7 protein-coding genes are annotated in these 13050 nt (G+C 66.5%); all 7 read left to right on the top strand.

Annotation, left to right across the window (positions count from 1 at the left end):
- The first annotated feature begins 100 nt into the window (after positions 1 to 100).
- The 7 genes from ACWW36_RS08090 to ACWW36_RS08060 all read left to right on the top strand — a co-directional run bounded on the left by ACWW36_RS08090 (position 101) and on the right by ACWW36_RS08060 (position 13049).
- Positions 101 to 982 (top strand): esterase family protein, encoded by an 882-nt coding sequence (locus tag ACWW36_RS08090; RefSeq protein ID WP_456141039.1) that lies wholly within the window; start codon positions 101 to 103, stop codon positions 980 to 982.
- Between the two features lie 57 nt (positions 983 to 1039).
- Positions 1040 to 1525: a DUF732 domain-containing protein gene (locus ACWW36_RS08085; RefSeq protein ID WP_456141038.1), complete on the top strand. Its 486-nt coding sequence runs from the start codon at positions 1040 to 1042 to the stop codon at positions 1523 to 1525.
- Between the two features lie 36 nt (positions 1526 to 1561).
- Positions 1562 to 2572 (top strand): carboxylesterase Culp6, encoded by a 1011-nt coding sequence (gene culp6 / locus ACWW36_RS08080; protein WP_456141037.1) that lies wholly within the window; start codon positions 1562 to 1564, stop codon positions 2570 to 2572.
- 247 nt (positions 2573 to 2819) lie between these two features.
- A complete protein-coding gene (gene fadD32 / locus ACWW36_RS08075) occupies positions 2820 to 4709 on the top strand; it encodes a long-chain-fatty-acid--AMP ligase FadD32 (RefSeq protein ID WP_456141036.1) in 1890 nt (629 codons plus the stop codon).
- Positions 4710 to 4851: 142 nt separating this feature from the next.
- Positions 4852 to 10095, top strand: coding sequence for a polyketide synthase Pks13 (pks13, locus tag ACWW36_RS08070; RefSeq protein ID WP_456142410.1), 5244 nt, complete (start codon positions 4852 to 4854; stop codon positions 10093 to 10095).
- Entirely contained in the window at positions 10092 to 11642 is a 1551-nt protein-coding gene (locus ACWW36_RS08065; protein WP_456141035.1) for an acyl-CoA carboxylase subunit beta, read from the top strand. Before pks13 ends, ACWW36_RS08065 begins: the two co-directional genes overlap by 4 nt.
- Positions 11643 to 11666: 24 nt before the next feature.
- The gene (locus ACWW36_RS08060; protein WP_456141034.1) at positions 11667 to 13049 is read left to right on the top strand and encodes a serine/threonine-protein kinase; all 1383 of its coding nucleotides are present in this window, start codon (positions 11667 to 11669) and stop codon (positions 13047 to 13049) included.
- The last annotated feature ends 1 nt before the right edge of the window (position 13050 follow it).

Below are 13050 nucleotides of genomic sequence, written 5' to 3'. Positions count from 1 at the left end.
GGGGTCGCCGCCGTCAGCCGTTTCAGTACCGGCCCGTCGTGTCGATGTGGTTCACTACCTTCCGGCGGGGCTAGGCGGATGCGAGCGTGAGGTGGGGCTGATGCGTGGGTTGTTGAAAACGATCTTGACCGTGGTGCTGGCCGCCGGGCTCTGGTCCGCCTCGCCGACCGCGGCCAACGCCGACGGCGTGGAGTATCTGATGGTTCCGTCGGCGGCGATGGGCCGCGACATCCCCGTCGCCTTCCAGGGCGGCGGCCCGCACGCCGTGGTGCTTCTCGACGCGTTCAACGCCGCACCGGACGTGAGCAACTGGGTCACCGCCGGCAACGCGATGAACGCGCTCGCCGGTAAGGGCATCTCGGTGGCCGCGCCGGCGAGCGGCGCCTGGAGCCTTTACACGAACTGGGAGCAGGACGGCAGCAGGCAGTGGGAGACGTTCCTGGCCGACGAACTGCCCGACTGGCTGGCCGCCAACAAGGGCCTGGCTCCCGGCGGCCACGGCATCGTCGGTGCGGCCCAGGGTGGCACCGGCGCGTTGACGATCGCGACGTTCCATCCGGACCGCTACCGCTTCGCCGGCTCCCTGTCGGGCTTCTTGACCCCGTCCAACACGACGGTCAACGGCGCGATCACCGCCGGTCTGGCACAGTTCGGCGGCGTGGACACCCGCAATATGTGGGGAATGCCACAGCTGGGCCGCTGGAAGTGGCATGACCCCGACGTGCACGTGCAGCTGCTAGCGGACAACAACACCCGGCTGTGGGTCTTTTCTCCCGCGACACTCGGGTGCAGCGATCCCGCCGCGATGATCGGCTACTGCGATCAGGCTCAGGGCAGCAACCGGACCTTCTATCAGCACTACCGTGCCGTCGGCGGCCACAACGGCCACTTCGACTTCCCGGCCGACGGTAACCACGATTGGTCGACGTGGGGTCCGCAGCTAGCCGCGATGTCAGGTGAACTGACCGCCACCATCAAGTAGCCGCACCGCGATATTCGCCAGCAGGGGACGGGCATTTCGAGCCGGTACCTTGGAGGAGTGCAGCACGCGGTACGGCGAACAGATGGTCTGGCAAAGTGGCCGGCGACCTCGCTTTTGGTAGCTTCGGCCGCGGCCCTGTTGACCGGGTGTTCGGTCGCCGACAACATGATGGCCACCGTCGGGCTGCCCACATCGGAGACCGCGCCCGCGCACTTGCCGGACGGCGCGCATCCTCCGGGGCCGCCGCAACCGGGCGGAGAGTCCAATGCGCTGATCGTGACCGGGCAGCAGCGGGCCTACCTCGATGCGCTCAAAGCCGCGGGGGTAAGACCGTCGAGCGACCTGTTGGCGTTGAGCATCGGCTCCTACGTGTGCCAGGCTCGGGCCGCCAAACAGAGCGATCAGGCGGTGTGGGATTTCGTCGTGCCGCTGGTGCGCAACGACGTGCGCGACGCGAAGATGAGCTCGATGGTGCCGTCGACGGGTGAGGTCGACAGCACGACCGCCGACTACATTCGCATCGCAACCGAACGACTCTGCTAGCAGAAGAACCGCGCACGCGAGGAGCAGAAAACATCCATGCCTAAGACCAATCGGCGGAAACGCCACCGCATCCTTGCGCTCGTCGCAGCCGGGGCGATGGCCCTCGTCGTCGTGTTGATCGTGGCGATCGTGATCGTGGTGCTGCGCCAGCCAGAGACCCCGCCCAGCGCCGTGCCGCCCACGGCAGTGCCGCCTACGGGGGTGCCGCCGACGACGAAGAAGCCGCGCCCGGAATTCCAGGACGCCAGCTGCCCCGACGTGCAGGTGCTCTCGATCCCCGGCACGTGGGAGTCTTCACCGACCGACGACCCGTACAACCCGACGCAGTTCCCGATCGCGCTACTGCTCAACGTGACCAATCCGCTGCGCCAGCAGTTCGGGTCGGATCGGATGGAGATCTTCACCGTCCCGTACACCGCGCAGTTCCACAATCCGCTGTCGGCCGACAAGCAGATGTCGTACAACGACAGCCGCGCCGAGGGAACCAGGGCCGCGGTGAAGGCGATGACGGACATGAACAACCGCTGCCCGCTGACCAGTTATGTATTGGTCGGGTTCTCGCAGGGCGCGGTGATCGCGGGCGACATGGCCAGCGACATCGGCAATGGACGCGGACCGGTCGACGAGGACTTGGTGCTTGGCGTGACGTTGATCGCCGACGGTCGTCGCCAGGACAACGTCGGGCAGGACATCGGCCCCAATCCCGACGGCCAGGGCGCAGAGATCACGCTGCAGGAGGTGCCGACACTGTCGGCGATGGGCCTGACGATGACAGGTCCACGGCCGGGCGGCTTCGGGATGCTGAACGACCGCACCAATGAGATCTGCGCGTCCGGCGACCTCATCTGTGCGGCGCCGGAGTCGGCGTTCAACATCACGCAGTTGCCGCGGACGCTGGAGGTGCTCAGCGGCGGCGCCGGTCAACCGGTGCACGCCCTGTACAACACACCGCAGTTCTGGAATCTCGACGGTCAGACCTCCACCCAGTGGACACTGGGTTGGGCGCAGAACGTGATCGATAACGCTCCGCACCCAAAACATGGCTGACATGTGACCCGGACCGATTTGGCCTGCGACAAGCGGTCGCCTAACATTAAGAAAAAACTAAGAGCGGTGGCCGACAGGTGGCCTGAACACGCAGGTCAGAGCCCTTCAAGGCGGTGATCGTCTACTCCCCGGTACGATCTTCGGGGTTTGGGTTCGCGCGGTTGGCCATAAGTGGTCAGCGCCCGCGGCGTCCCGCCGGTAAAGCTGAAGTGGCTTCGCAATGAGCGTGGCTTGACAGGAGATACAGATGGCCTTCCACAACCCGTTCCTCAAGAACGGACAGATCGTGTTTCCGGACAACGGCAACCTGGTCCGTCACGTCGAACGGTGGGCGAAGGTGCGTGGCGACAAACTCGCCTACCGATTCATCGACTTCTCGACCGAACGCGACGGCGTTGCACGTGACCTGAACTGGGCCGACTTCGGTGCCCGCAACCGCGCCGTCGGTGCTCGCCTGCAGCAGGTCACCCAGCCCGGTGACCGCGTCGCGATCCTGTGCCCGCAGAACCTGGACTACCTGGTCGCGTTCTTCGGCACCTTGTATTCAGGCCGCATCGCGGTTCCGCTGTTCGACCCGAACGAACCCGGCCACGTCGGCCGCCTGCACGCCGTCCTCGACGACTGCCACCCCTCGGCGATCCTCACCACCACCGAGGCGGCCGAGGGAGTGCGGAAGTTCTTCCGCAGCCGGCCTGCCAAGGAGCGTCCGCGTGTCATCGCCGTCGACGCCGTGCCTGACGACGTCGGCGCGACGTGGGAGTCCATGGACGTCGATCGGGAGACCATCGCCTATCTCCAATACACCTCGGGATCGACGCGCATCCCGACCGGTGTGCAGATCACGCACCTGAACCTGGCCACCAACGTGGTCCAGGTCATCGAGGCCCTGGACGGCGAGGAAGGCGACCGGGGTGTGTCCTGGCTGCCGTTCTTCCACGACATGGGCCTCATCACCGTGCTGCTGTCGCCGATGATCGGCCACTACGTCACCTTCATGACCCCGGCCGCATTCGTTCGCCGCCCGGGCCGCTGGATCCGCGAACTCGCCCGCAAGGACGACGACACCGGCGGCACCATCTCGGTGGCCCCGAACTTCGCGTTCGACCATGCCGCGGCGCGCGGTGTCCCCAAGGACGGCGAGCCGCCGATGGATCTGTCCAACGTGAAGTGCATCCTCAACGGCAGCGAGCCGATATCGGCCGCCACAGTGCGCCGGTTCAACGAGGCATTCGGCCCGTACGGATTCCAGCCCAAGGCGATCAAGCCCTCCTACGGCCTGGCCGAGGCGACGCTGTTCGTGTCCACCACGCCGATGGACGCCGAGCCAAGGATCATCCACGTCGACCGTGACGAGCTGAACAACCATCGTTTCATCGAGGTACCCGAGGACTCGCCGAAGGCCGTCGCGCAGGCGGGCGCGGGCAAGGTTGGCGTTGCCGAATGGGCAGTCGTCGTCGACCACGACACCGCAACGGAACTGCCCGACGGGCAGATCGGCGAGATCTGGATCAGCGGCCAGAACATGGGCACCGGCTACTGGGGCAAGAAGGACGAGACCGTCGCGACTTTTCAAAACACTCTCAAGTCGCGGACCAACCCGTCGCACGCCGAGGGCGCCGCTGACGACGCGACATGGGTGCGCACCGGTGATCTCGGCGCCTACCACGACGGCGAGCTCTACATCACCGGCCGCACCAAAGATCTGGTGATCGTCGACGGCCGCAACCACTATCCGCAGGACCTCGAATATTCCGCGCAGGAGGCCACCAAGGCGCTGCGCACAGGGTTCGTCGCGGCGTTTTCCGTTCCTGCGAATCAGCTGCCCGACGAGGTGTTCGAGAATGCACACGCCGGTCTGAAGCGCGATCCCGACGACACTTCTGAGCAATTGGTGATCGTCGGTGAGCGCGCGCCAGGTGCACACAAACTCGACATGGCGCCGATCGCCGACGACATTCGCGCCGCGATCGCGGTGCGCCACGGCGTGACGGTGCGGGACGTGCTGCTGACGCCGGCGGGGGCCATCCCGCGGACCTCCAGCGGCAAGATCGGCCGCCGCGCCTGCCGCAGCGCCTACCTGGACGGCAGCCTGCGCAGCGGCAAGGTTGCTAACGCGTTCCCCGACGAGAGCGACTGACGCTGAACTTCGTTGACACACGACACGGGCTTCCCACTCGCCCGGAGGTGAGCTGAACATGGCTGATACACAAGACGATTCGAATCTCAACGACGAGATCAACCTCCCGCCCGAGCAGCCGGTGACCCCGGCCAGAGGCGACATGACGGTCGCCGAGATGCGCGAGTGGCTGCGCAATTGGATCGCCAATGCCACCGGCCAGTCACCGGAAGGGATCAACGAGTCCACTCCTATGGTCGAGCTCGGCCTGTCGTCACGTGACGCGGTCGCGATGGCAAGCGACATCGAGGACCTCACCGGCGTGACGCTGACCGCGACCGTCGCGTTCCGCCATCCGACAATCGAGTCGCTCGCGACGGTCATCGTCGAGGGCGAGCCCGAAGTCGACATGTCCGACAGCGGCGAGGACTGGTCGCGCACGCGCGAGGTAGACGACATCGCCATCGTGGGCATCGCTACGCGGTTCCCCGGCGACATGAACACCCCCGAGGAGACGTGGAAGGCGCTGCTGGAGGGTCGCGACGCGATCACCGATCTGCCCGAGGGCCGGTGGGAGGAGTTCCTCGACGAGCCCCGTATTGCCGAGCGCGTCGCCAAGGCCCGCACCCGCGGCGGCTACTTGACGGACATCAAGGGTTTTGACGCCGAATTCTTCGCGCTATCGAAGATGGAGGCCGACAACATCGATCCGCAACAGCGGATGGCGCTCGAATTGACTTGGGAGGCACTCGAGAACGCGCGCATCCCCGCGTCGAGCCTGCGGGGCGGGCACGTCGGCGTCTACATCGGCAGCTCGAACAATGACTACAGCTTCCTTTCGGTCTCCGATCCCGCGGTCGCCCACCCGTACGCGATCACCGGCACCACCAGTTCGATCATCGCCAACCGGGTGTCCTACTTCTACGACTTCCGCGGGCCGTCGATGGCCATCGACACCGCATGCTCGAGCTCACTGGTCGCCGCGCATCAGGGTGTGGCCGCGCTGCGCACCGGTGAGGCCGACGTGGCGATCGTCGGTGGCGTCAATGCCCTGATCACCCCGTTGGTGACGATCGGCTTCGACGAGGTCGGTGGCGTGCTCGCGCCCGACGGCCGGATCAAATCCTTCTCGCAAGACGCCGACGGCTACGCCCGCTCCGAGGGCGGCGGCATGCTGGTGCTCAAGCGGCTGTCCGACGCGCGGCGCGACGGCGACGAGATCCTCGCGGTCATCGCGGGCAGCGCCGTCAACCACGACGGCCGGTCCAACGGTCTGCTGGCACCGAACCCTGACGCGCAGGCCGAGGTGTTGCGCAAGGCGTACAAGGACGCAGGCATCAACCCGCGCGACGTCGACTACATCGAGGCGCACGGCACCGGGACCATCCTCGGCGACCCGATCGAAGCCGACGCGCTCGGCCGCGTGGTCGGCAGGGGTCGCCCCGTCGACAAGCCGGCACTGCTTGGTGCGGTGAAATCCAATGTGGGACACCTGGAATCGGCGGCGGGCGCGGCCAGCCTGGCGAAGATGGCGCTTGCGCTCAGCAACGACAAGATTCCACCGTCGATCAACTACACCGGCCCCAACCCATACATCGATTTCGAGGCGGTGCGGCTGAAGGTCGCCGACACCGTCACCGACTGGCCTCGCTACAGCGGCCACGCGATCGCCGGTGTGTCCGGTTTCGGCTTCGGCGGCGCCAACGCGCACCTGGTGTTGCGCGAGGTGCTGCCGTCGGATCTCGTTGAACCCGAACCGGAACCGGAGGCCGAACCCGAAGAGTCGAAGCCGTCCGCGGCCGACGCCGTGTACGTCGGCGGCGTGCGGATGGACGAGTACGGCGAGTTCATCGATTCCGCAGAAGATGACGACGATCTGGACCGGCCGCCGCAAAGCATCGAAGAAGAACCGGAACTGCCCGGACTGACGGACGAGGCACTGCGGCTGCTCGAGATCGCGCGTGAAGAGTTCGAATCCGAGGAGCATCCCGCTCCGGTTGTGCCGCTGGCTGTTTCAGGCTTCTTGACATCGCGCAAGAAGGCCACGGCCGCAGAGCTGGCCGACTGGATCGACAGCCCGGAGGGCCGGGCGTCGTCGCTGGAGTCGATTGGGCGCTCGCTGTCGCGCCGCAACCACGGTCGCTCACGCGCAGTGGTCCTGGCTCACGACCACGACGAGGCGATCAAGGGCCTGCGAGCGCTGGCCGACGGCAAGCAGAACCCGAACGTCTTCACCGCCGACGGTCCGGTCACGAACGGGCCAGTGTGGGTGCTCGCGGGTTTCGGCGCGCAGCACCGCAAGATGGCAAAGAGCCTGTATCTGCGCAACGAGGTCTTCGCCGAGTGGATCAACAAGGTCGACGCACTGGTGCAGGACGAGCGCGGCTACTCGATCGTCGAGCTGATCCTGGACGACTCGCAGGACTACGGCATCGAGACCACGCAGATCACGATCTTCGGCATCCAGATCGCGCTCGGTGAGCTGCTCAAGCACCACGGTGCGAAACCCGCTGCGGTGGTTGGCCAGTCGTTGGGTGAGGCCGCCGCGGCGTATTTCGCCGGGGGACTGTCGCTGGAAGACGCCACCCGCACCATCTGCTCACGCTCGCACCTGATGGGTGAGGGCGAGGCCATGCTGTTCGGTGAATGGATTCGCCTGATGGCGCTGGTGGAGTATTCCGCCGACGAGATCGACACGGTGTTCTCCGACTTCAAGGATCTCGAGGTGTGCGTGTACGCCGCGCCCACCCAGACTGTCATCGGCGGCCCGCCCGAACAGGTCGACGCGATCATCGAGCGCGCCGAGTCGGAGGGCAAGTTCGCCCGCAAGTTCCAGACCAAGGGCGCAAGCCACACCTCTCAGATGGATCCGCTGCTTGGTGAGCTGGCCGCCGAGCTGGTGGGCATCGAACCCCACCCGCTGACCATCGGCTACTTCTCGACGGTGCATGAAGGCCGCTACATCCGTCCCGGCGAGACGATCCACGACGTGGACTACTGGAAGAAGGGGCTGCGCCACAGCGTCTACTTCACCCACGGCATCCGCAACGCCGTCGACAACGGGCACACCACTTTCCTTGAGCTGGCGCCGAATCCGGTTGCTCTGATGCAGGTCGGCCTGACCACAGCCACGGCCGGTCTGCACGATGCGCAGCTGATCGCCACGCTGGCGCGCAAGCAGGACGAAGTTGATTCGATGACCACGGCGATGGCGCAGCTGTACGTCTACGGTCACGACCTCGACATGCGCACTCTGTTCGGGCCCGGCGAGTACGCGAACATCCCGCCGACCCGCTTCCGCCGCAAGCCGCACTGGCTGGATGCGCATTTCACCGGCGACAGCTCGGTGATGATGCCGGGCAACCACGTCGCGACCCCCGACGGCCGCCATGTCTGGGAGTTCGCCCCGAAGGGCGAGCCCGACCTGGCCGCCTTGGTGAAAGCCGCTGCGGCCCAGGTTCTTCCCGATGCCAAGCTGACGGCGTTCGAACAGCGTGCGGTGCCCGGTGAGGGCGCTCGGCTGGTCACGACGCTGACGCGTCACCCCGGAGGCGCGACCGTTCAGGTGCATGCACGCATCGACGAGTCCTTCACGCTGGTGTACGACGCCGTTGTCAGCCGTAACGGCCATGCAGCCGCGTTGCCGACCGCGGTCGGCGCAGCGACGGCAGTCACGGCTCCGGCGTCGGCGCAGCCCGTCGTCGAAGAAGACGATGACGCCGAGATTTTGCAGGACCACCTCACTCAGGGCGCGAATCTCGGTGCGGGCTTTGCCAAGTGGTCGCCGGACTCGAGCGAGACGGTGCACGACCGGCTCGCGGCGATCGTCGGCGGTGCGATGGGCTACGAGCCGGAGGACTTGCCGTGGGAGGTGCCGCTGATCGAGCTCGGCCTCGACTCGCTGATGGCGGTGCGGATCAAGAACCGCGTCGAGTACGACTTCGACCTGCCGCCGATCCAGCTGACGGCTGTGCGTGACGCGAACCTGTACGCCGTCGAGAAGCTGATCGAGTACGCGATCGAACACCGTGACGAGGTCAGCCAGATCGCCGAGCACCAGAAGACGCTGACGCCCGAGGAGATCGCGGCGGAGCAAGCGGAGCTGATGGGCGGCGCGACGACGGTGGCCGAGCTCGAGGAAGCATTGACCAGCGCGGCTGGCACCGCTCCGGAAACCGACATCCCGCCGCCCCCAACCGATCCCAGCGGCCCGAGCATCCCGCCGCCACCCACCAACCCCGCAGGCCCCGACCAGCCGTCAGCGGCCAGCCTCGCTGCCCAAGTGCTGACGCAGGAGGCGGTCACCGAGGCGCTTGGCGCCGACGTGCCGCCCCGCGAAGCCGCCGAGCGTGTGACGTTCGCGACGTGGGCGATCGTCACCGGCAAGTCGCCGGGCGGCGTCTTCAACCCGCTGCCCGAGATCGACGACGAGACGGCCGAGAAGTTGGCACAACGGCTTTCGGAGCGCGCGGAAAGCACCATCACCGCCGACGACGTGAAGAAGTCGCCGACCATCGAGGCGCTGGCCACGGTCGTGCGCGAGCACCTGGAGGCCGGTGAGCTCGACGGCTTCGTCCGCACCCTGCGGGCTCCGTCAAACGACGCAGCGGGATCGTCGAAAGTACCAGTCTTCGTGTTCCATCCGGCCGGCGGCTCGACCGTCGTGTATGAGCCGCTGCTCAAGCGGCTGCCGGCGGACACGCCGATGTACGGCATCGAGCGGGTCGAGGGCTCGGTTGAGGAGCGCGCCGCACAGTACGTGCCGAAGCTGATGGAGATGCACAAGGGGCCGTTCATTCTGGCCGGCTGGTCGCTGGGCGGTGCGATGGCCTATGCGTGCGCGATCGGCCTCAAGCGTGCGGGCGCCGACGTGCAATTCGTCGGGCTGATCGACACCGTGCGTCCAGGCGAAGAGGTGCCCCAGACCAAGGAGGAGACCCGCGCCCGCTGGGACCGCTACGCCCGCTTCGCCGAGCGGACCTTCAACGTCGAGGTCCCGCCGATCCCGTACGAGCAGCTCGAGGACCTCGACGACGAGGGTCAGGTGCAGTTCGTGCTCGACGCGGTGAGCCAGAGCGGCGTGCAGATCCCCGGCGGGATCATCGAACACCAGCGGACGTCCTACCTGGACAACCGGCTGCTCGAGACCGCGAAGATCGAGCCGTACGACGGGCACGTCACGCTGTATATGGCCGATCGCTACCACGACGACGCGATTTACTTCGAGCCGCGCTACGCGGTCCGTCAGCCCGACGGAGGCTGGGGCGAGTTTGTGTCCGAGCTGGAGGTCGTCCCGATCGGGGGCGAGCACATCCAGGCGATTGACGAGCCGTACATTGCGAAGGTCGGCGCGCATCTGAGCGAGGCGATCAACCGGATCGAGGCGGAGGAGAAGCAGGCCAAGTGACGACCAAGACCACCGCGGAACTGCTGGCCGAACTGCGCGAAAAACTGGAGCTGGCCAAGGAACCCGGTGGTGAGAAGGCCGCCGCCAAGCGCGACAAGAAGGGCATCCCCAGCCCCCGCGCCCGCATCCATGCCCTGCTCGACCCCGGCAGCTTCTTCGAGATCGGTGCGCTGGCCCGCACACCCGGTGACCCGAACGCGCTGTTCGGCGACGGTGTGGTGACCGGACACGGCACCATCGACGGCAGGCCGGTCGGCGTATTCAGCCACGACCAAACCGTTTTCGGCGGTTCGGTCGGCGAGATGTTCGGCCGCAAGGTATCCCGCCTGATGGAGTGGGTCGCGATGGTCGGCTGCCCCATCATCGGCATCAACGACTCCGGCGGTGCCCGCATTCAGGACCTGGCCACCTCGTTGGCCTGGTACGCCGAGCTGGGCCGCCGCCACGAGCTGCTGTCCGGGCTCGTCCCGCAGATCTCCATCATCCTCGGCAAATGCGCTGGGGGAGCGGTCTATTCACCAATCCAGACAGATCTCATCGTGGCGGTCCGCGACCAGGGCTACATGTTCGTCACCGGACCCGACGTGATCAAGGACGTCACCGGCGAGGAAGTCACGCTCGACGAGCTTGGCGGCGCTGACGCGCAGGCCAAGTACGGCAACATCCACCAGGTGGTGGAGTCCGAGAAGGACGCGTTCACCTACGTGCGCGACTACCTCGGCTTCCTTCCGGCCAACACGTTCGACGAACCGCCCATCGTGAACCCAGGCCTTGAGCCCGAGATCACGCCGCACGACCTCGAGCTGGACTCGATCGTGCCGGATTCCGACAACACCGCCTACGACATGCACGAGATCTTGTTGCGGATCTTCGACGACGGGGACTTCCTCGACGTCGCCGCGCAGGCCGGCCAGGCCATCATCACCGGCTACGCCCGTATCGACGGCCGGCCCGTCGGCGTGGTCGCCAACCAGCCGATGCACATGTCGGGTGCGATCGACAACGAAGCCTCGGACAAGGCCGCGCGGTTCGTCCGGTTCTGCGATTCGTTCAACATCCCTTTGGTTTTCGTCGTCGACACCCCCGGCTTCCTGCCCGGCGTCGAGCAGGAGAAGAACGGCATCATCAAGCGCGGCGGCCGTTTCCTCTACGCCGTCGTCGAGGCCGACGTGCCGAAGGTGACGCTCACCGTTCGCAAGTCCTACGGCGGCGCGTACGCGGTGATGGGCTCCAAGCAGCTGACCGCCGACTTCAACTTCCTGTGGCCGACCGCGCGCATCGCGGTGATCGGCGCCGAGGGTGCGGCACAGCTGATCGTGAAACGCTTCCCCGACCCGAATGCGCCTGAGGTGCAGGAGATTCGACGCAACTTCATCGAGGGCTACAACCGCGATATGGCGACGCCGTATGTGGCGGCAGAGCGCGGCTACGTCGACGCGGTGATCGAACCGCACCAGACTCGCTTGCACCTTCGCAAGGCAATGCGGCTGCTGCGCGACAAGCAGATTCAGCGCGTGCAGCGCAAACACGGCCTGATCCCGATCTAAGCCGCGGATTTCGAGGATGCGCACATGCCGCTAGCAGACGGGCAGGTGATCGCTGGGTACACCATCCTGCGATCGCTCGGTGCCGGCGGGATGGGTGAGGTGTATCTGGCTCAGCATCCGCGGTTGCCGCGACATGATGCGCTCAAGGTGCTCTCGGCGACGGTGTGTGCCGACAGCGAGTATCGCGAACGGTTCAAGCGCGAAGCTGATATCGCGGCCACACTGTGGCACCCGCACATCGTCGAAGTCCACGACCGCGGAGAAGTCGACGGCCGGTTGTGGATCTCGATGGACTACGTCGAAGGAACTGACGCGGCCCGGTTGCTCGCCGAGCGCTATCCGGACGGGATGCCGCCCGATGAGGTCATGCGGATCGTGACGGCCGTCGCCGAAGCCCTCGATTACGCACACTCGCGCAATCTGACCCATCGTGACGTCAAGCCCGCCAACATCCTGATGGCCAACCCGGACACCGAGCATGAGCGAATCATGCTGGCCGACTTCGGAATCGCGCGCAGGGGTGACGACACAAGCAATCTGACCGGCACGAACATGACGGTCGGAACGGTCGCGTACGCCGCGCCGGAGCAGCTGCGCGGTGAAGGGATCGACGGGCGCGCCGATCAGTACGCGCTCGCGGCAACGGCGTATCAGCTACTGACGGGGACGCCGCCTTTCCAGCACTCCAATCCTGCAGTGGTGATCAGCCAGCATCTGACCGCTGATCCGCCCGCTATCGGGACGCGCCGTCCCGAGTTGTCCAGCCTCGGACCGGTTTTCGACAAAGCGCTCGCCAAGTCTCCTCAGGGCCGGTACGACCGCTGCATCGACTTCGCCCGCGCGCTCGCACACCGCGTCGGTATGCCGGAGGTGCACAGCGAGGCCGACGCGACCATGCTGGCCGCCGCTGCGACTGGCCCGCGACACTCCAGGACACAGGCGAAGTCCAAGCGCCGCATCGTGATTCCAGCGGCCGTCGCGTTGGTCCTGATCGCCCTTGCCGCAGTCGCTTTCGTCGTGTTCGACCGCACCCGCGATCACCGCGCGGCCGCTGGGCCGCACCCGACGTCATCGACTGCGCCCGCGCCGCCGGGAGGCGTTGCATTGCCGGTCGTGGTGGTCGGCGCCAACTGCGCGACGCTGGGCGCGGCGGGTATCACCGAAGCGGGTGCGCCAGCCTACTGTGCGCATCTTCCGACGACGAACGCGACGATCTGGTCGTTGTATCCGGGCGAGATCTCGAGCCCGACGGTCACCGCCGGCCCCAACGAAGAGGTCTACCCGTCGGAGACCGAGTCACCGGTCCTGGTTTGCATGGAGCAGACGGGCCAGAGTCGCCTCGACTGTCACGATGACATCCTGCAGGGCAACACGACGGCCACACCCACTGCCACGCCGACGTCGTAGC

The sequence above is a fragment of the Mycobacterium sp. MMS18-G62 genome, from assembly GCF_053877835.1.
The sequence above is the reverse complement of the archived record's forward strand: the minus strand, read 5'-3'. Positions and strand labels throughout refer to the sequence as shown.

Bases quoted from the DNA above. Each gene is read 5' to 3' on its own strand.
- ACWW36_RS08090 (WP_456141039.1), top strand. From the start codon at position 101: ATGCGTGGGTTGTTGAAAACGATCTTGACCGTGGTGCTGGCCGCCGGG.
- culp6 (WP_456141037.1), top strand. From the start codon at position 1,562: ATGCCTAAGACCAATCGGCGGAAACGCCACCGCATCCTTGCGCTCGTC.
- fadD32 (WP_456141036.1), top strand. From the start codon at position 2,820: ATGGCCTTCCACAACCCGTTCCTCAAGAACGGACAGATCGTGTTTCCG.
- pks13 (WP_456142410.1), top strand. From the start codon at position 4,852: ATGACGGTCGCCGAGATGCGCGAGTGGCTGCGCAATTGGATCGCCAAT.
- ACWW36_RS08060 (WP_456141034.1), top strand. From the start codon at position 11,667: ATGCCGCTAGCAGACGGGCAGGTGATCGCTGGGTACACCATCCTGCGA.